Source organism: Paenibacillus sp. FSL M8-0142 (assembly GCF_038597315.1).
GTDB lineage: Bacteria > Bacillota > Bacilli > Paenibacillales > Paenibacillaceae > Paenibacillus_AQ > Paenibacillus_AQ lactis.
Genome location: NZ_CP152008.1, coordinates 349,064 through 368,414, shown reverse-complemented (window position 1 = coordinate 368,414; position 19,351 = coordinate 349,064). Strand labels below are relative to the sequence as shown.

Genomic DNA, 19,351 nt, shown 5'->3' with positions numbered 1-19,351 from the left:
CTCCTGCGGGTCTTGATCTTAGCGAATCATGCAAGGAGCAGTCCTTAAACCTTTAGCGCCCCATGCCTATTCAACTTATCGATAACCCGTTCGAGGAGACCTAGCGCCGACAATTTGTCATCATTCATATACATCATCATGGTCATCAGCCTCCTTGTGCTCATAAATATATCCGTATTATAGATTCCGCCGCAGCGGCTGTCAACTTTTTCCTGACGCTTGTACCGCGCTCGGGCTAAATCCGCTTATAATGCCGCCATTCCTCTGGCAAGAGCATGCTGTACTGCCGGTTAAGAAACCGGTCATCAACCAGCGTCAGCGTGCCGGTGTCATGCTCGGAGCGGATCAAGCGGCCTCCGGCCTGCAGCACCTTGTTCATGCCGGGGTATACATAAGCATAGTCATAGCCCCTTTTGCCGGTACGGTCGAAGTAATCCTTGATAATATCATTCTCGAAGGACAGCTGCGGCAGCCCTACGCCTACAACCACAACGCTGGAAAGCCGCTCTCCCTTCAGATCAATGCCTTCCGAGAAAATGCCGCCCATCACCGCGAAGCCGATCAGCGGCTCCGCAGCATCGGCCTGAAAGGCCCCGAGGAAGTTCTCCCGCTCCTCCTCACTCATGCCATGGCCCTGAAGCAGCGTCCGCCATCCGGGATTGCTCTCGGTAAACGCCTTGTGAATATCCTGCATATAGGGATAGGACGGCAGAAAGATCAGCGTATTGACCGGCTTCTCCCGAACCAGCTCGCTCAGCATGCGCACGATCGCATCCTTGCTCTGCTCGCGGTCCTTGTATCGGGTCGAAAGCGGCAAGATCCTCACATCCAGCTGCTCCCGGGAAAAAGGCGACGGAATGGACAGGCTGTAATCCTCCTCTTCCGCCCCCAGCATATCCCGGTAATAACCGAGGGGCATCAGGGTCGCGGAGAAAAAGACGGCCGACCGGTAGTTCTTGCCCGCCTTCTGCAGCAAATCGGACGGATCCAGACAGAACAGCTTCAAATACACCTCGCTTTGACTGATCTCGGCGTACGTGACGAAGCGGTCGTCATAAAGCTTGGAGATCCGCAAATATCCCTGCGCGGCAAAATAGCACTCCAAGAGCGCATCCGCCTCTTCGCCACTCTTCCCGGTCATCAGCTCGGCCTCGGCCTGCAGAACGAAATCCTCCAGCAGCTCGTCCATCATTTCCGGCTGCTGCGAGCCGACGAACCGCTCCTCCTCCCCGCTGACCTTGCGAATGACGATAAACCGGTTATTGACCCGCTTCGCGGCATGGTACAGTCCCGGATTACTTTCTTTATACGCCCGCTGAATGTCGAGGAAAGCCGATTTGTACAGCTCCGCCGAGAACATCCCGCGCGCCCGGTCCACCAGATTATGCGCTTCGTCGATCAGGAGAACGCTGCGCTTCTTCACTTCCTCGGGCATCCGTTTAAAGGATACTCTCGGATCAAAAACATAGTTATAGTCGCAGATCACGACATCGGCCGCATACGAGGCATCCAGGGAAAATTCGAACGGGCAGACCTGATGCTTCCGCGCATACGTCTCAATGACCGACCGGGTGATCAGCGTTTCGTTGCCCAGCAGGTCCAGAAGCGCGGCATTGATCCGGTCGTAGTAGCCTTCCGAGAAGATACAGCCCTCCTGACCGCAGCCTTCGGCCTCGCTGAAGCAGATCTTATCCTTAGCGGTCAGCGTGACGGCATGCGTATGCAGTCCCTGGCGTTCCATCAGAGCCATGGCCTCCTCCGCTGCCGTACGGGTAATCGTCTTCGCCGTCAAATAAAAGATGCGCGACAGCAGGCCCTCGCCGATCGCCTTTACCGACGGGAACAAGGTAGATATCGTTTTGCCGATGCCGGTCGGCGCTTTGGCGAACAGCCGCCGGCCCTCTTCAATGGTTTTATAGACCGAGCCCGCCAGCTTGCGCTGTCCCTCCCGGTAAGCCGGAAACGGAAACGCCAGGCTCTTGATGCTTCGGTCCCGCCGCTCCGCATGATCCCGGAGCAGACGGGCATAAGGGGCGTAAGCGGCTATGACTTCTTCGACGAAGGTCACCAGCTCATCGATGCTGAAGCTGCGTTCAAACTGCTTTCGCTCGCCGCTCGGCACCTGGAAGTACGTCAGTCTGACCTCCATCGTTTCAATACCATGCTGCTTCGCATACATATAGGCGTACATCTTCGCTTGCGCCCAGTGTACGGGATAGCTGTCCTCCTCGATTTGGGAAAGGTCTCCCGAGGTCGACTTGATCTCATCAATCATGATCCGATCATCCTTCCGGATCAATCCGTCGCATCGTCCCTCTACGACAAACAGCAGCTCCTCATATGCAATTTCGGCCTCCAGCTGGACCTCTTTCTGGTCGTTCTCTCCGTATTCGCGCTGAACCTGCTGATGCGCCCTTGTCCCTTCCGTGAGGGAAGCAGCGCTGCGGAACCCCGAAACGATGCTGCCGCTGCGAAATACATACTCCACCAGCGGCCTAACGGATATTTGTATCGTATGCGGCATGTCGGTCTCCTTCGCTCCCATAGTGTTTGGTGCTGTAATTATACCAAACATCCGTTCCTCACGGGTAGCGAGATGCACCGATTTAAGGTTGGCCAACCGAATGGAAACCGATGTGTGACGGAAGTGACGGATACGCTGTAAAATCCTCTTTTCCGGAACTCGTCTAAGCTCCCAGCGTGCGGTGATCGCGTCACAATGACGGCAGCCGACCCTATGCCGGACACTTGCGCTCATGCCAAAAAGCGCAGTCCCTCCAAGCGGAAAGGACTGCGCGCAATATGCAGCCGGATCGAAAATGCCAGCCAATTTTTTCTTGAGTTACGGCGCTTTCTTCTGCATTTGGTCCAGGCTCTTAAACTCGTACCCGCGGCTGCGGGCCTCATCGATAATCCGGCCGAGCGCCTCCGTGTTATCTTTGGAGATCGAGTGCAGCAGAATGACGGCCCCCGGATGCAGCTGTGCCGTTACCTTATCAAAGGCGTATTGGGCGCCCCGCTGGGATTTCACATCCCAATCCATATACGCGAGCGACCAGAATACGTTGGTATATCCGAGCTGCTTGCTTACCGCAAGGGAACGCTCGTCAAAAATGCCGCGCGGCGTGCGCAAATACTTCATCTCCTGCTGTCCGGTAACGCGGGCCACTTCCTTCTTCACCCGCTCCAGCTCCTCCGTCAGCTTCTCCGCGGAAATCGTGGTTACGTCCGGATGATTCCAGGAGTGGTTGCCGATAATATGCCCTTCCGTCGCCATCCGCTTGAGCAAATCCTCCTGCGTTTTCACATAATGCCCTGTAACAAAAAAGGTAGCCGGTACCTTCTTCTCCTTGAGCGTATCCAAAATACGAGCGGTATACCCGTTCTCGTACCCGTTATCGAACGTAAGGTACAATTCTTTCTGGCTGGCATCGCCCATAAAGATGGCATCGTATTTTTGCAGCAGCTCCTTAAAGCCTTCTTGATCGATCGAAGGTAGCTGACCGTTGACGCTTCTCTTAAAACCGAAATGAAATGGACCGCTGCCGGCCGCAGCTGCTGCCGGAACTGCCAGGGCCGCTGACAGAAGCACGGCAAGGGCAATTCCAAGCAGCCATGCCGGCCGAAGAGCATTGCGCTTCTTCATTCCTGTTCTCTCCTTCTTGAATGTGGTGTTGGGATCCTAATCCCCCATGGCAAGGCATGCTAAGGGGTCATACACCCTACTATCCCACAAACCGGAGCAAACTATGTGCCGTGGCATGCCAGCCAGGCTGCCACATACCGTCACCCTCGCCGGACGGCTCTCGAAAATTAGATGACCTCCACCGTGCAGCCTTTACGATGGCTCTCCGCGGCATATTCGATCATCCGGATCACATCCCGCGCCTCTTCCGGCCGAACAGGCAAAGGACCGCCCTCGAGAATCGCTTCCGCCAAGCCCTGATAGAATGCCTGGTACCGCCCGGGCAGCGTCTCGATCTCGCCTTGAACCGCGAGGCCGCTCAGCTCCGTTGACAGCTCGCCGTACATATCCGGCTGATCCTCTCCCCAGCCGGCATCCCCCGGCCGCATGCCTTGCTTCAATTGACCTTCCTGGGGATCCATGCCGTATTTCAAGAAGCTTCCCTTGTCGCCATGAAGCTCGAATTTCGGCCCGGCTTGCCGGACCAGGGAACCGGCGTGCAGGATGACGCGATGGGATGGATAGCCCAGCACCAGATGGAAGTAATCATGCGCCTGGGAGCCCTCGCGCTCCTGCCGTAGATCCGCCCACAGGGTCCGGGGCTTGCCGAACAGGAAGAGCGCCTGATCAATCAGATGAGAGCCTAGATCATACAGGATCCCGGAGCCGGGCAGCGCCTGCTCTCTCCAGCGTTCCAGCTGCGGATCGGGGCGGTAGCGGCTGAACTGCGATTGATAGATAGTCAGCTTGCCGAGCGCGCCGGTCTCAAGGAGATTGCGGACGGTTAAGAAGTCATTGTCCCAGCGGCGGTTATGGTATACCGTCAGCAGCACGCCTCTCTCGGCAGCCAGCGCAATCAGCCGGTCCGCTTCCTCCGAGGTTACGGTAAACGGCTTTTCCACCACAACATGCTTCCCCGCCTCAATCGCAAGCTTGGCGTATTCATAATGCGTTGTATTCGGACTCGTGATGATGACGAGCTGAACTTCCGGATCCGCCAGCAGCTCATCCACGCTGTCGACCACTTCGGTATCCGGCAAGTCCCGATGCACCTTGTCAGGATCCGACGACACGACGGTCCGTACATTAAAATCCGGCACGCTTCGAAGAATCGGTGCATGAAACACCGAGCCGGATAACCCATAACCGATGATTCCCGTCTGTATTGCCATAACGCATATGCCCCCTTTTCATTAGTACTAGGTTCTAATTCGAGATTTGCCGGGTCGATTCCTTGCGCACCTCCTAAATTCCATGAAAAACCAGGGAACGCATCACGCCAAAAGCCGCCCTCCACGATTCCTCGTGCGAAGACGGCTTCTTGTGCTTATTCGCTTTCGCGTAATAAAACCAAATCGTTACGATAGGTTGCTGTCCGCTTAGTAAGGATCCGCCTCGTGGCCCATGCGCTCGGCATCCTCCACCGCTTGATCCCGCGCGCTTTCTGCGGCGCCTGCCTTCTTCTTGGCGTCCAATCCTTCCCTCACCCGACGGCCGTAATCCTCGTCGGCGTTCGTAAAGTATTCCACCATTTTATCCTGAATGCGGACGTCGCACTGAATCAGCGCATTAACCAAGTTGTTGATCAGATCGTCGCGCTCCCAATCCTCGAACGCTCTGTACGTATCGCCCGCCTGCTTGAAGTCGAGCGTCCGGTCCAGCTTCTCGCGGACCAGGCTGGCATCGTAATGCGGCTGATGCGGCTTTGCGGTCTGCGACGCCTCCTTCAGGCCGTCCGTCATCGACGGTTCATAGTCGACATGCGGGCTTTGCCCTGGGGCCTTATCGACGAAGTAAGACATTTGCCCGCCGCGCTGGTTCGTCGCCACCCGCTTCTTCGGCGCGTTAATCGGCAGCTGGAGGTAGTTCGTTCCTACCCGATACCGCTGCGTGTCGGAATACGAAAAGGTCCGTCCTTGAAGAAGCTTGTCGTCGGAGAAGTCGAGGCCGTCCACGAGCACGCCCGTCCCGAATGCCGCTTGCTCCACCTCGTTATAGTAATTTTCCGGATTGCGGTTCAGCACCATTTTGCCGACCTTCAGGAACGGGAACTGGTCCTGCGGCCACAGCTTGGTCGGGTCAAGCGGATCGAACTCCAGCTCCGGATGCTCATCGTCGGTCATGATCTGGACGCACAGCTCCCACTCCGGATAGTCCCCGCGCTCAATCGCTTCATACAGATCCTGCGTCGCATGGCTGTCGTTCACGGCCTGGATTTTGTTCGCTTCCTCTTGCGTTAAGTTTTTGATCCCCTGCTTGAGCGGCTCCCAGTGATATTTCACCAGCACGGCTTGGCCCTCGGCGTTCACCCATTTATATGTATTGACGCCGGAGCCCTGCATTTGCCGGTAGTTGGCGGGGATTCCCCATGGAGAATAGACGAAGGTAATCATGTGCGTGGCTTCCGGTGAGCGGGATACGAAATCGAACATCCCCACCGGTCCCGGAACGTTGGATACCGGATCCGGTCTGAACGCGTGCACCATGTCCGGAAACTTGAGCGGGTCGCGAATGAAAAATATTTTCAAATTGTTGCCGACCAGATCCCAGTTGCCCTCCTCCGTGTAAAACTTGACGGCAAAGCCGCGCGGATCTCGAAGCGTCTCCGGGGAACCGGCGCCGTGAATGACGGTCGAGAATCGGACGAACACAGGCGTACGCTTTCCCTCCACCTGGAAGAGCTTCGCGCGCGTATACTTGGATACCGGCTCGTCACCCACCTTGCCATAAGCCTCGAAATACCCGTGCGCCCCTGCCCCTCGGGCGTGGACGACCCGCTCGGGAATTTTCTCCCGGTCGAAATGCGTGATTTTCTCCAAAAAATGATAGTTCTCCAGCGTCATGGGTCCACGGTTGCCGACGGTTCTTACGTTCTGGTTATCCGAGATCGGATGCCCCTGCCGGTTCGTAAGCGTGTCCTCGCGCTCGGTTTCCCCGCGGTTCTGGTCATAGCTCCGGCGTCCGTCTTCAACCTGCTTTCCTGCTTCAAACTCCTGATCGCTCACGGATTTCATTCCTCCTTGGATATATCGCTTGCTAATGGCTTTCCTTACTAGAGGTTGTTCAAAAAGCCGTCTTTTGATCACGAAGCGAATCAAGAGGGAAAAACCGACTTTTTGAACTCACACTAATATGCATATTATGTCCAAAGCCTGAAAATGTATGAAAGGATCGAAAGGTTTGATAGGGCGGCCCACACCGGCGCTACCGGCCCTCTTCCAATCCATGGAAATATGCTGAGCGCTCCGGCAAATCACCAAATGCTACTCCTGCTCCCCCAGCAGCCCGCGCGTAAATGCAATCCACTCCCGCACCGCAAAGGACAAGTAACGGTCCTTCCGCCAGATCATCCCGAGCTGCCACGGAATCGAAGGATTGTCCAGCGGAATAATGGAGACGCGCGAGGAATCGATCTCCTTGCAGATCGTTTCAGGCAGAAGCGCGATCCCCAAATTTGCCGCCACCATCCCGCTGATCAGGTCCCACTGCGAGCTTTCATATACGACACGCGGCTCGAACCCGGCCTCCACGCATTCGCGGATAATCCGGTCATGCAGCGTGAAATCCTCCCGGAACAAAACGAACGGTTCCTCTGCAAGCTCCTTCAAATTCACGCTGTCCCTGCCGGCGAGCCGATGGGACGGATGCACGAGCAAATTCAGCTTCTCCTTAACAAAGGAATAATAGTGAAACACCTCTTCATTTACCGGAAGCACCGCCACGCCGATATCCGTCTGGCCGCTCTCCACGTCGGCCTCCACCTTCTTCGCCCCGTCTTCGATCAGCTGAATCGTGATTTTCGGGTAGCTCTTATGGAACTGACCGATCACTTCGGGGAAAAAGCTTGACCCGACCATCGGCGGCAGACCGATCCGCAGATGCCCGCGCCGAAGATTCATCAGATCCTCCAGCTCCGCGGACACGCGCTGAAAGGCCTCTACCATCTGCTGCGCCTGCTGGTACATGATATGCCCGGCATCCGTCAGCTCAATCCGCTTGCCTGCCCGGTGGAATAGCGTGACCCCCCACTCGTCCTCCATATTCCGGATCGTCTTGCTGATGGTCGGCTGCGTGATATAAAGCTTCTCCGCCGCCTTCGTAAAGCTCTGATTTCTCGCAACCTCAAGAAAATACTGCAGCTGCCGTATATCCATTCGCGCATTACCTCCATGCTCGTATGTATAGATATATTTTGTGTGTATAGATAAATGGAATAGTTGGCATTCGATATATGCATTTTACCTATGAAAGCAATCGCTGTAAAATTTCATTAAAATGAAAGTGCAAAAAGTCGGTTTTTCAGCACCGAGAAGGTTGGATGAAGTTAGGGACTGAGGAGCGGAGCGTACGTTTTGGGTACGTGAGCCCCGGGAGCCCGGCTGAATTCAAGATTCGATGCCGAGCTACTTCGTGACTCACTTCGTGATCAAAAAACGACTTTTTGAACAACCTCTTAAAACATGAAAACAAGGAGGCGGAGGCCGGTCATGAAAAACATCATCAAGGGAAGCCTGCAAGTGGCCGGTTTCATGCTGCTGTCGATTCTGATGAGTCAGCTTGCCAAACTGGCCCATATTCCGATACCCGGAAGCATCCTCGGCATCGCCGTGGTCTTCATTCTCCTCGAAACGGGCGTCCTGAAGCTGGAGTGGATTGAACTCGGCGCCAATTGGCTCCTTGCCGAGCTCCTGCTCTTCTTCATTCCCGCCGCAGTCGGGGTCATGAATTATTTCACCGTACTTGAAGCCGACGGATTCCGGATTCTGGCCGTCGTCCTGCTCAGCACCGTTCTCGTCATGGCGGGCTCGGGATTGACGGCAACCTTAATTTCTTCAAGAAAGGAGCGTAAATCATCATGACAACTTTGCTATCCGTCCTGACGGGTTTGCTGCTGACCATCGGCATCTATGCCGGAGCCAAGCGATTATACCGCCGTGTGCCGAAGGTCTATCTGTCCCCGCTCCTTATTACTCCGCTGCTTATTATTGTGATCTTGACCCAGTCGGGCATATCCTATGATGCATATAATGAAGGTGCGAAGTGGATCAGTAAACTGCTGGAGCCGGCAACCGTCGCATTTGCCGTCCCGCTGTACAAAAACTTTCAAACCCTTAAGCGCCATGCGGCTGAAATTATATGCGGCGTCGCAGCCGGTTCCGTGCTTGCCATGGTGTCCTCCGGCATGCTGGCCAAATGGATGCATCTGAGCAGCCCGCTTGCCACAAGCCTGATTCCGCGCTCGATCACGACACCCATAGCCATGAATGTGTCCGAGGTCATCGGCGGCTTGCCCAGCATGACCGCCGTATTCGTCATCATGACCGGCATTCTCGGCTCCATGGTCGGGCCCTCGATTATGCGGATCTTCCGGATTCGGGGAGATATCGCACGCGGAATTTTGTTCGGGACCGCGGCACATGGGACCGGGACTTCAAAGGCGTTCGAATTCAGCTCGCTGTCCGGAACCATTTCCAGCATCTCCATGATCATGGCGGCGCTGTTTACCCTCGGTGCCGCGCCGATGATGATGGCATTTTTACACTAGAAGAGCTTTACTTCGATAAAATCGGCCTCGGGCCGGTTTTTTCATTGTTTAATTTCGGTTGTTATGCGAAGAATATGGACTTACTTTAACTCTTTGACAACCTCCTTCGAAGAGGTCATAATAAATTCTGTTCATAACTTTTGTAAAATTTATGGGTTAATTAGTTGTAAACGCAGCTGTCGGCAAGCCGCGTTTAACTCTGCTCTTAGCCGCTAAGGTATCGTATAGGCGGTACGAAGAACGCGCTTTGCACCGGACTGATCAGAGAGCATCATCAACATCGTAAAATCTGCATGTGCGACATGAAAGGAAGGCGATACAGGTGTTTTCCATCTCACGGTTTCGTTTAACCATTACGAAGCCATTTATATTTTTCTCCGTCATTATGCTGCTTAAGAGCTACTTGGCCTGGGTCGTCATATTTGACGATGTGCTTCCGTGGAGGCCGCTGATTACGGAGATCCCCTTTATCTGGCTCGTGTTCAGCTTGATTGAGTGGTTTGCCTCCAAGCGCAAGCTGGCTGTCTACATGGGCGTCAACCTGTTGTTGACCGCCATTTTCTTCGCGGCCATCATGTATTATAAATATTACGGCGTTATCGTCACTTATCATGCACTAGAGCAGGTGAACCAAGTCACTGCGGTGAGCAACAGCGTATTTTCGCTCATGGATCCGTACTACCTGCTGATCTTCACCGACATTATCGTATTGTTCGTGCTCCTTTGGCGCAGCGACCGCGTCAAGAACTGGAAGAACCGGCACACCAAGAAGGAGAAGCGGAAGTTTGCGCCGATTATGTTCGTGCTCTCCCTGATGCTCTGCCTCTTCCAGATTATGCCGAACCGGGCAAGCATGAACGAAATCGTGAAGGCACAGGAAATGGGCATCCTGAATTATGAAGCGTACACCATTTTCCAGCAGGAGAATAAAAAGCTCGAGGATGCCAAGGCGATTACACAGGCTCGAATCAACGAACTAAAGGGCCTTCAGCCCGCCGAGAAGCCTGTGTTATCCGGCGCAGCCAAGGGCAAGAACCTGATCATCATTCAAATGGAATCCTTTCAGAATTTCCTGATCGATTTGAAGATTGACGGCAAGGAAATTACGCCGAACATGAATAAGCTCGCCCGTGAGAGCCTGTACTTCCCGAACTTCTTCCAGAACGTTGGACAGGGCAACACCTCGGATGCCGAGTTTGTTGTCAACACGTCCTTCTACATTCCTCCGCGGGGGGCGGCGACGCAGCATTATGCGGACCGGGTTCTTCCGAGCCTGCCGAGACTGATGCAAAGCCAAGGCTACGATACGGCAACCTTCCATACGAATGTGGTGGAATTCTGGAACCGCGGCGAGCTATACAAGGCGCTTGGGTTCAACCGTTATTACGATAAAGCCTTCTTCGGGGAGGATGATAAGCTGTTCTTCGGCGCATCGGATGACGCGCTGTATACCAAAACGGCGGCCGAGCTGGAGAAGATGCACGAGACGGGCAAGCCGTTCTATACGCAGATCATATCGATGTCGGCCCACCATCCGTTTACCATTCCGGAAGAGAAATACCGGATGACGCTGCCGGAGCGGTATGAAGGCACCTTCGTCGGCGACTATATCCGTGCGCAAAACTATGCGGATGACGCCCTCGGCAAATTCATCGAGCAGCTGAAGAAGGACGGCATATGGGACGACAGCCTGATTGTCGTCTACGGCGACCATCTCGGTCTGCCGATTTATTCCTTGGACAACAAGGATAAAGAGCTGATGCAGGAGATTTACGGCCGGGAGTACACATCAGCCGATATGATCAACATCCCGCTCATGATTCACGGCAATGGTCTGGAGCCGGCCGTGAAGGAGCAAGTCGGCGGGCAGATCGATCTGCTGCCGACCATTGCGAACCTGCTTGGCGCTCCGCTCGATGGCCAGCTTCACTTCGGTCAGGACCTGCTGAACCATGCGGACAGCAATCTGCTGCCGGAGCGGTACTATCTGCCGTCCGGGACGTTCATCAACAATACGACCATGTACATCCCGGGAATCGGCTTCGAGGATGGCACCAAGCATCCGCTGCCTCATCAAGATAAGGCGTCCACCCAAGCTTCGCGGGAAGAGTTCGAACGCGCCCTGCAGCTCCTCCATCTGTCCGACAGTTATGTCAGACAGCTCCCGCTCCATAAATAATAACAAGGCATGCAAGGACCTCACCCGTCTGTTTGGGTGAGGTCCTTTTTTCTTCGACAGATGCCGCCAAGGCAATCCTGAAGCGGACTTTCATCGGCTTAACCAGCTGACATTTGACATAGTGGCACACTTTTTCTTATGATGTATAACAATATACCTTGTTTTAAATATGATGATCGTGGTGAAATTAGGTACAACAACGAGATTCATTGAATCATATGAACGCATTTCAGCCATATATTTGTTAGAGCAAATCGATTACGAATTCTAGGAGTGACGATCCGACTTGGACCCCATACGAAGGATAAACAGAATTATATGTTCCGCTCTTGGCTTCATGCTGCTCTCTTACGTTACGCCCGCGCTCGGCGAGGATCTGTCTGATTCCGTTATTGCCCAGCAAGGGATGGAGGCGCCCGAAGGAGCATATCCAGCCCCGGCCCCCGTGCCCAAAAGCCCGGATCCCGTCCGGCTGATGCTGGAGCTGCCTCGCCATGAGTCTCTGCTTTCCTTGAATGACGTTACATGCTCCACTGAAACCGATATGTTCCTGATCCTCAAGCACATGATGCTCGAACCTTTGAAGTTCCGGTCGAATTATGTTGACAGCCATGTATAGTTGACACTGGTTATTTAAAAACTAATTCAGATCAGAAAGAAAAAGGATGTGTTTTGTTTGGATGACAATATTGGCCTAAATATATTTCTTGTTGTATTATTAATCGCCGCTACAGCTTTCTTCGTTATGACGGAATTTGCCATCATCAGGCTTCGTCCCAGCCGGGTCGACCAATTGGTCATGGAAGGGCGCAAAGGCGCGCTCGCGGTTAAAAAGGTGACGTCCAACCTCGACGGCTACCTGTCGGCGTGTCAGCTCGGGATTACGATCACCGCGCTCGGCCTCGGTTGGCTCGGGGAACCGACCATCGAGAAGATCCTGCATCCGGTATTCGATAATTTCGCGATTCCGGCCGCCATATCTTCGTTGATCTCGTTCCTGCTCGCGTTCATCATCATGACATATATTCACGTCGTGATCGGCGAGCTTGCGCCGAAGACCATCGCGATCAATAAAGCCGAAGCTGTTACGTTCTTGTGCGCGACGCCGATTATCTGGTTTAACCGCATCATGTATCCGTTTATCTGGCTTCTGAACGGCTCGGCGAATAAAATCGTCCGCCTGTTCGGCATGCACCCTGCAAGCGAGCATGAAGAGGCTCACTCCGAGGAAGAGCTGCGCATGATTCTAAGCGACAGCTATGAGAGCGGCAAGATCAACCAGGCCGAATACGGCTACGTTAGCCGGATCTTCGCCTTCGACGATATGCTCGCCAAGGAAATCATGGTGCCCCGCACCGATATGATCTGCCTCTATGTCGATAAGCCGCTGTCTGCGAACCTGCAGATCATCAAGCGTGAGCAGTATACCCGTTTCCCGGTTGTCCGGGGAGATAAGGACCAGATTGTCGGTACGATTAACACCAAGCAGTTCTTCCTGGAGTTCGACGACAATTCGAACATGGACCTGACCAAGCTGATTCATCCGGCGATGACGGTATCCGAAGCGATTCCGATCAAGAAGCTGCTGCGGAAGATGCAGCTGGAAGGCACGCATATGGCTATCCTGATCGATGAATACGGCGGCACGTCCGGGATGATCACCATCGAGGACATTCTGGAAGAGATCGTCGGTGAAATCCGCGACGAATTCGACGAGGATGAAGAACGCGAGCTCATCCAGCCCGAGCCGAACCGCATTATCGCGGACGGCAAGGTGCCGATCAACCGGATCAATGATCTGCTGCACACCGACCTGTCCACGGACGATCTGGACACGATCGGCGGCTGGCTGTACGGACACAACTCGGAGCTGTCCAAGGGCGACATCTGGACATACGAGAACTTGACCTTCACCGTCTTGGAGAAGAAGACGCATCGCTATACGAAGCTTCAAATCGTCAAAGAGGTTGCCGAGGAATCGATGCAGGAAGCATCGGCGGCTTTAGCCGGAGAACGTGATTCCTAATCGTGAGTCCTTAGGCATAGATGATAGATACAACCGCCGTACAGGCCCCAGTGGGCCGGTACGGCGGTTTTTATCTGTGCACGAAACAAGAGAGCCTAACGGGTATCGCTGATATGCATCACATAGGATGACGATTGTCCATTTTACTGCTTTAATAAGTTACTCCAACGCTGTAATATAGAAAATAACATTTCTCACTTACGGGAGGCGGCTTATTATGAATCGTCAAATTGCCATCATCGGGAGCAGCGGCGGCAATCTGTATAATTTGGGCGGCAAGGAGCCCGGCAAACTGCTGGACGAAATCCTGGTGCAGATGGAGAGCGCGGGGCTGTCGTGCGGGGCGCTGCAGTTCATTGCTGCGGGGGTTTCCATGGATGCTGCCAAGGAGACCACACCTGCGGCGCTCTACAGCTGGAGCTCTTCGCAGGGAGCACCTGTCATAATCGCTGAGGGCACTCTGCAGCAGGTCAATCAAGCCGCAGAGCGGCTGGATCGGGAAATTGCCGAGCAGATTGAGCTCGGAGAGATAGACGGAGTCATCGTCATGAGCGCTGACCCGGAGGGCAGCAACCGCCATGCGGTGGAAGCCTGCGCTAAATACAAGCTGCCGGTGACCGGAACCGGCGGCACCTCGATGGCGATGATTCAGGCGAAAGGCGTGCATGTGATTGCCGCTTCCGGCACGACGGGAACGACGAACCGGACCCGTGCCGTTACGTTCGTCACTTCGCTCAGCAAGCATTGGCGGATTCCGTACCGCCCGGTGATCGGCACAGCCCAGGCATCTTCCTCTTCCGGTTCGGGAAGCAGCGCATCGCCCTGGCGCAGAATTAATATTCGCGGCATGATGATGGCATCGCTCCCTGGCTTTATCGGGATGGCATTGGTCCTGGCTGTGAGTAAAATCCCCGGCTTGTCGGCATTATCCGAGGTATTCGACCTGATGATCAAAGCGCTGCCGGTCATCCTTGCCGCTATCGCTGCCAAGCAGGTATCCGAGCTGGACGAGGTATCGATCGTGGCCGGTATCGTGGCCGGCATCCTGTCCGTAGAGGGAGGCATCATCGGGGGCATCATCGGGGGCATCGGCGCCGGGATCATCGTCCATTACCTGTTCCGTAAATGCGTGGAATGGCGCTTCCCCGCCACAACGGTCAATATCGTCGCCGGAGGCATTTCCGGTCTTATTGCCGGCCTCATCGTCTACTTCCTCATTGCGCCGATTGCGCTCAGCGCGGGTGAAGGCATCCGCACGCTGATCGAAACGCTCGTCTCCTGGAGCCCGGTCATGGCGGGGCTGATTGCCGGCCTGCTCATCTGGCCTGCCATCATCGGTGGCGTATACCATGCCGCCATCCTCCCTATTGTTCTGCTGGAAATGGAGACGACGAGCAACAGCTTCCTGGGTGCCGTCGACATGGTGGGCCTGGTGATGGTATCGTGCGGAATCACGCTGGCCAACATGATCGCCCCCCGCGACAAGGGAGAAGCAGCGGTTGCGGCGCCGGGATTCGCCATGAATATGGGCTTTGGCACATTCGTTGAAGCCGCGTATCCCTTCATGTTCTCGAACAAGCTGGTTTTTGCAGGCGCGATTGCTTCAGCCGGTCTCGGCGGCATGCTGGTCGGACTGTTCGGCGTTCGGGGAACGGCCTACGTGCCTTCCTTTGTCGGTCCGATCACATCCAACAACACGTTCGGCTTCCTGATCTCAATGCTGGCGAGCCTGCTCTGCTCTTTCTTGATCACCTTCTTCGTTAACAAAATGTACGTCTACCGGAGCGCCAAGGGCACGATCGGCATGTAATGTAATAGGCAAGCGAGGCGTTACGGCGCTTCGGGCTTAGAATTACGGTAACACTCCATAAAACGGCCTGGGGGGCATCCTCGAGGCCGTTCTTTATTCGACAGAGAGAGCTTTTTCTGTGCAGACTCGTGTCGCATCTTGGAATCACTCTACCAACACTGGTAAAATAGGAGATACGGCCTTCAACATTTAAACGGCTTTATCTAGCCATGGGGCAACTCTAAGCGCCTGCAACAGTTCCTTAACCGGTTCCGTGCAGACGCTCGGATTAGAAAGAGGGGATAATTGACACAATGACGATGATCGGTATTGATCTTGGGACGACAAACAGCCTTGCGGCTTATTGGGCCGAGGACCGGGCGGCAATCATCCCGAACGTGCTCGGAGAGCACCTCACACCTTCGGTCGTAAGCGTTGACGACAACGGGGAGATTTTGGTCGGCCGGGTTGCGCAGGAGCGGCTTATCACGCATCCGCAAGCGACGGCAGCGACGTTCAAACGATTTATGGGGACAGAAAAAACCTACGCGCTCGGCCCCCACACCTTCACGCCGGAAGAGCTCTCATCCTTCATCATCAAAGCGCTGAAGGCCGATGCCGAAGCTTATTTGGGCGAGACGGTGACGGAAGCCGTCATCAGCGTTCCCGCCTACTTCAACGATACCCAGCGCAAGGCAACGAAGACGGCCGCGGAATTGGCCGGTCTCAAGGTGGAGCGGCTCATCAGCGAGCCGACGGCTGCGGCGGTTGCCTATGGATTGCACCAGGAGAGCCCCGAAACGAAATTTCTCGTATTCGACCTGGGCGGCGGCACATTCGATGTATCCATACTGGAATTGTTCGAAGGCATCATGGATGTGAAATCCATTGCCGGCGATAACTTTCTGGGGGGCGAGGATTTTACGGAGCTCCTCTTTACGCACTTTTTACATACGCATGACTTGAATGCCGAAGATCTCAGTGCCAAAACGAGATCGCTGATCTATAAGCAGGCCGAAATGTGCAAGCTGGCCCTCGGCCAGGATAACGAAGCCAAGATGACCGTCCCTGCCGAGACCGGCAGCTTGGAGCTGCGCATAAGCCGGACGGAATTTGAAAAGCTTGCCCAGCCGCTTCTGCTCCGTCTGCGCCAGCCGATCGAGCGTGCGCTGCGGGACGCTTCCCTTACACCTTCCGAATTGGACGCCATTATTCTCATCGGCGGAGCTACGCGCATGCCGCTGATTCGCAGCGTCATTGGCAGGATGTTCGGCCGGATGCCTTACAGCAACATCCATCCCGATGAGACGGTTGCGATCGGTGCGGCGATCCAAACGGCGCTGAAGCAGCGCAACCAAGCGCTCGAAGAGATGATTTTAACGGATGTGTGCCCGTATACCCTCGGTACCAGCGTTGTGCGGGAGATGGGAGGCGGCCAATATTCAACAGGGCATTTCCTCCCGATTATCGAACGGAACACGCCGATACCGGTCAGCCGGGTCGAGCGCCTCTACACGATTTCCGATAATCAGCGGCAAATGACCGTCGATGTGTATCAAGGGGAGAGCCGGCGCGTGGAGAACAACATTAAGCTCGGTGAGCTCCGGATCAAAATTCCGCCGGCCCCGGCGGGGGAGCAGAGCATTGACGTGCGCTATACGTATGATATCAACGGCATTTTGGAGGTCGAGGTCATCAGCGTGGCAACCGGCGAGAAAAAAAGAGCGGTCATCGAAAGCAACGTCGGCTCCATGACCAAGGAGCAGATCGAGGCCCGGCTTGCCGAGCTGAAGGATATCAAGATCCATCCCCGGGATCGTACCGAGAACAGGCTGCTGATCGCAAGAGGCGAGCGGCTGTACGAGGAATCGCTGGGCGACCGCCGAGAGATGATTGCCCGGCTGATTCAGCAGTTCGAGATGCAGCTGCAGACGCAAAATGAGCAAGTGGTTAAACAGGCTGCCGAAGCGCTCAAGGAGCAGCTGGATCAGCTCGAAAGGTGGATGGATTTGACATGAGTGTATGGGACATTTTGGGGATCGAAGCAACCGGAGATACATCAGCCATCAAAAGAGCCTATGCGAAAAAGCTGAGACTCCACCACCCGGAGGATGACCCTGAGGGCTATCAGCGCCTTCGCGAGGCTTATGATTCCGCGCTTACGATGGCGCCTTACGTTGAGCCGGAGAAGGATGAGCGCCTGGATTTCGATGAGCCATCCGCTTACGATCGCGGCCAGACGGCGTTCTCTGGCGGCGAGCTTTGGACGGGTGAAGAAAAAGACGATTACCCCGCATCCGGACAATCTCCGGCTGCTTCCGATTATTACAGAGAACCGCTTCACCACGCCCGCGAGCCGATTCCGCAAGACCCGATTGAGCAGTTCATCGATGAGATCGACGAAATTTATGAGAATTTCCAGGCGCGCATCGATCCCGAGGCCTGGGAGGACGCGCTTAACCGGGACATCGTATGGGATGTCGAGCGGAGCGGGGAACTGCAGTACGAACTGATGGACTTTCTGGAGGATCATCGCCATCTCCCCCGCCCGGTATGGCAGCGGCTTGACGACATGCTCCACTTCACGGAGAACAAGGAAGACCTGCTGGGGGAATACCCCGATTCGCTCATCGAATATATCATGAGCCAAATTAACGGTACCTCCGAGCTGCGGTACGAGTGCTTTAAGGAGCATCCTGCTAAGGATATCGATATCGAGCAGTATCTCGATCTGAGGGAACAGGGGGACAGTACATGTTGAAGGAAGGCGAGCTGGAAGAAGCCCTCGACGATTTGACCCGCGCCAACGAGATATATCCTCATGATCCCGACCTTCAGCTTATGCTCGGTAAATGCCATGCGCGGACCGGCAACCTGACCGCCGCGGACGAATGCTTCGGTCAAGCCATCCGGCTGGCGCCGGAGGAGCTTGATGGATATTGGCACCGTGCCCAGATCCGGTTCGAGCAGGCGGATTACTCGTCCGCATTGAGCGACCTTGAGAAGGTGCTGGGCCAAGAGCCGGAAAATACCGATGCGCTCTGCCTGAAAGGACGATGTTATATAGGACTTGAGGAGATAGATCAGGCACGGGATATCTTGAAACAGTCCAATCAGCTCGAGAATCCCCATATTCACTCGTATATCTACCTGTGCATGGCGTCCAACAAGCATAAATACGGCCGGAGACACATCACAGCCGCTGACCGGTGGCGGTCATGGAGAAGCAATCTGTTATTCGATACGCTCATGGTGCTCCGCTTAAGCTGGCTCTACATTCTGGTTTATCTAGCTCTGCAAGTATTCTTCGACCTGCACCCGGTATATACGTGGCTATTGATTGCCGTCATCCTGTGGAACACCTGGAAGGCCATCAAAGTGCACTGGGTGCTTGCAACCTAGAAAGGAGGCATTCGCATCATGGAAGGATTCAGCCGCAAGCACAAGAAAAGAATCGAGCTCTACCTCCGCTGCTTGTCCAGCGTTTGTATCGATAGCATGCTGGGCTATTATTATATTCCTTATGAATTTCATCCCTCGGAGCGTTGGCTGCGAAAAGGCGTGATGAAAAAAGCGCTGGCTGACTGGAAGATCACGGACGCGGCCTCCCTCAAGGAGCGTATCGATTTTTTGCTAAACGACGGCCACTGCCAGGAATACCTGGACATTCATAACCGTTTGTCCGCCCTAACCCTCAAGGCACGCGAGCGTTATCTCGAGGACGCCAAAGACGATCCCGATTACAAAAAAATGATTGTTGTCGGCAAATGGATGGGGATGCTGCCTTCGGCCGATATCACCGCATTAGGCGGGGGCTGGGCCATCCTTCTTAGCCGGATCGGACGGATCTATCGCTTCCTGAGCGAAGAGGAGGCCTGGGAGATCAAACAAAAGGCAGCGGCCCTCCTGCAGCAGCATTACCGCAGCTGGGACGAATATCTTACCGCCTTTGCGGCCGGCACGCATTTTATCAAAGAGGATATCGCAATGAAGTACTCCCACCATGTTATAAGCAGAGCCAGCAACATCCTCGGGGGCAGCAAGCTTGCCTACAATAAGGTGCCTTGGGATCTAAGCCTGCTGCCGGACAAGCACGCTTCGGCCAGCATGTCGGCCTCAGTCTGACT

The 19,351-nt window shown here is 54.8% G+C and carries 15 protein-coding genes; 9 read left to right on the top strand and 6 right to left on the bottom strand.

Annotated features, from left to right (window positions below):
- Positions 1-235 precede the first annotated feature (235 nt).
- From NSQ46_RS01630 to NSQ46_RS01610, 5 genes are all read right to left on the bottom strand, one after another.
- A complete protein-coding gene (locus NSQ46_RS01630; RefSeq protein WP_007128869.1) occupies positions 236-2,524 on the bottom strand; it encodes an ATP-dependent DNA helicase in 2,289 nt (762 codons plus the stop codon).
- Between the two features lie 318 nt (positions 2,525-2,842).
- Positions 2,843-3,646 (bottom strand): delta-lactam-biosynthetic de-N-acetylase, encoded by an 804-nt coding sequence (gene pdaA / locus NSQ46_RS01625; protein ID WP_007128870.1) that lies wholly within the window; start codon positions 3,644-3,646, stop codon positions 2,843-2,845.
- A gap of 167 nt (positions 3,647-3,813) precedes the next feature.
- Positions 3,814-4,857 (bottom strand): oxidoreductase, encoded by a 1,044-nt coding sequence (locus NSQ46_RS01620; protein WP_007128871.1) that lies wholly within the window; start codon positions 4,855-4,857, stop codon positions 3,814-3,816.
- A 207-nt stretch (positions 4,858-5,064) separates the two neighbouring features.
- On the bottom strand, positions 5,065-6,573 hold the full coding sequence (locus NSQ46_RS01615; RefSeq protein WP_244152680.1) for a catalase: 1,509 nt from the start codon (positions 6,571-6,573) through the stop codon (positions 5,065-5,067).
- 375 nt (positions 6,574-6,948) lie between these two features.
- Positions 6,949-7,839: a LysR family transcriptional regulator gene (locus tag NSQ46_RS01610; protein ID WP_007128873.1), complete on the bottom strand. Its 891-nt coding sequence runs from the start codon at positions 7,837-7,839 to the stop codon at positions 6,949-6,951.
- Between the two features lie 333 nt (positions 7,840-8,172).
- Between NSQ46_RS01610 and NSQ46_RS01605 the strand changes: the two genes are divergently transcribed.
- The 3 genes from NSQ46_RS01605 to NSQ46_RS01595 all read left to right on the top strand — a co-directional run bounded on the left by NSQ46_RS01605 (position 8,173) and on the right by NSQ46_RS01595 (position 11,409).
- Positions 8,173-8,544: a CidA/LrgA family holin-like protein gene (locus NSQ46_RS01605; RefSeq protein WP_007128874.1), complete on the top strand. Its 372-nt coding sequence runs from the start codon at positions 8,173-8,175 to the stop codon at positions 8,542-8,544.
- On the top strand, positions 8,541-9,230 hold the full coding sequence (locus tag NSQ46_RS01600) for a CidB/LrgB family autolysis modulator (protein ID WP_007128875.1): 690 nt from the start codon (positions 8,541-8,543) through the stop codon (positions 9,228-9,230). The genes NSQ46_RS01605 and NSQ46_RS01600 overlap by 4 nt, the downstream gene beginning before the upstream one ends.
- Positions 9,231-9,552: 322 nt before the next feature.
- Positions 9,553-11,409 carry an LTA synthase family protein gene (locus NSQ46_RS01595; RefSeq protein WP_144879033.1) on the top strand — a complete coding sequence of 619 codons (1,857 nt, stop codon included), beginning with the start codon at positions 9,553-9,555 and terminating at the stop codon, positions 11,407-11,409.
- A gap of 244 nt (positions 11,410-11,653) precedes the next feature.
- On the opposite strand, the gene NSQ46_RS01590 is transcribed toward NSQ46_RS01595, so the two are convergent.
- Positions 11,654-11,905 carry a hypothetical protein gene (locus tag NSQ46_RS01590; protein ID WP_251535782.1) on the bottom strand — a complete coding sequence of 84 codons (252 nt, stop codon included), beginning with the start codon at positions 11,903-11,905 and terminating at the stop codon, positions 11,654-11,656.
- A 180-nt stretch (positions 11,906-12,085) separates the two neighbouring features.
- Between NSQ46_RS01590 and NSQ46_RS01585 the strand changes: the two genes are divergently transcribed.
- The 6 genes from NSQ46_RS01585 (at position 12,086) to NSQ46_RS01560 (ending at position 19,349) form a co-directional block, all read left to right on the top strand.
- Entirely contained in the window at positions 12,086-13,435 is a 1,350-nt protein-coding gene (locus tag NSQ46_RS01585) for a hemolysin family protein (protein WP_028404092.1), read from the top strand.
- A 217-nt stretch (positions 13,436-13,652) separates the two neighbouring features.
- On the top strand, positions 13,653-15,245 hold the full coding sequence (locus NSQ46_RS01580; RefSeq protein WP_342576178.1) for a PTS sugar transporter: 1,593 nt from the start codon (positions 13,653-13,655) through the stop codon (positions 15,243-15,245).
- A gap of 293 nt (positions 15,246-15,538) precedes the next feature.
- Entirely contained in the window at positions 15,539-17,242 is a 1,704-nt protein-coding gene (locus NSQ46_RS01575; RefSeq protein WP_007128880.1) for a molecular chaperone HscC, read from the top strand.
- Entirely contained in the window at positions 17,239-17,985 is a 747-nt protein-coding gene (locus tag NSQ46_RS01570; protein WP_342576176.1) for a hypothetical protein, read from the top strand. Before NSQ46_RS01575 ends, NSQ46_RS01570 begins: the two co-directional genes overlap by 4 nt.
- Positions 17,979-18,626, top strand: a complete 648-nt coding sequence (locus tag NSQ46_RS01565) for a tetratricopeptide repeat protein (RefSeq protein ID WP_342576175.1) — start codon at positions 17,979-17,981, stop codon at positions 18,624-18,626. Before NSQ46_RS01570 ends, NSQ46_RS01565 begins: the two co-directional genes overlap by 7 nt.
- An 18-nt stretch (positions 18,627-18,644) precedes the next feature.
- Positions 18,645-19,349, top strand: coding sequence for a DUF1266 domain-containing protein (locus NSQ46_RS01560; protein WP_144879030.1), 705 nt, complete (start codon positions 18,645-18,647; stop codon positions 19,347-19,349).
- Positions 19,350-19,351 lie beyond the last annotated feature (2 nt).

Excerpts from the sequence above, each read along its gene's own strand:
- NSQ46_RS01570 (WP_342576176.1), top strand. The coding sequence starts at position 17,239 with ATGAGTGTATGGGACATTTTGGGGATCGAAGCAACCGGAGATACATCA.
- NSQ46_RS01560 (WP_144879030.1), top strand. The coding sequence starts at position 18,645 with ATGGAAGGATTCAGCCGCAAGCACAAGAAAAGAATCGAGCTCTACCTC.
- NSQ46_RS01580 (WP_342576178.1), top strand. The coding sequence starts at position 13,653 with ATGAATCGTCAAATTGCCATCATCGGGAGCAGCGGCGGCAATCTGTAT.
- NSQ46_RS01600 (WP_007128875.1), top strand. The coding sequence starts at position 8,541 with ATGACAACTTTGCTATCCGTCCTGACGGGTTTGCTGCTGACCATCGGC.
- NSQ46_RS01565 (WP_342576175.1), top strand. The coding sequence starts at position 17,979 with ATGTTGAAGGAAGGCGAGCTGGAAGAAGCCCTCGACGATTTGACCCGC.
- NSQ46_RS01630 (WP_007128869.1), bottom strand. The coding sequence starts at position 2,524 with ATGCCGCATACGATACAAATATCCGTTAGGCCGCTGGTGGAGTATGTA.
- NSQ46_RS01575 (WP_007128880.1), top strand. The coding sequence starts at position 15,539 with ATGACGATGATCGGTATTGATCTTGGGACGACAAACAGCCTTGCGGCT.
- pdaA (WP_007128870.1), bottom strand. The coding sequence starts at position 3,646 with ATGAAGAAGCGCAATGCTCTTCGGCCGGCATGGCTGCTTGGAATTGCC.
- NSQ46_RS01610 (WP_007128873.1), bottom strand. The coding sequence starts at position 7,839 with ATGGATATACGGCAGCTGCAGTATTTTCTTGAGGTTGCGAGAAATCAG.
- NSQ46_RS01620 (WP_007128871.1), bottom strand. The coding sequence starts at position 4,857 with ATGGCAATACAGACGGGAATCATCGGTTATGGGTTATCCGGCTCGGTG.
- NSQ46_RS01590 (WP_251535782.1), bottom strand. The coding sequence starts at position 11,905 with ATGGCGAGGCAGCTCCAGCATCAGCCGGACGGGATCCGGGCTTTTGGG.
- NSQ46_RS01605 (WP_007128874.1), top strand. The coding sequence starts at position 8,173 with ATGAAAAACATCATCAAGGGAAGCCTGCAAGTGGCCGGTTTCATGCTG.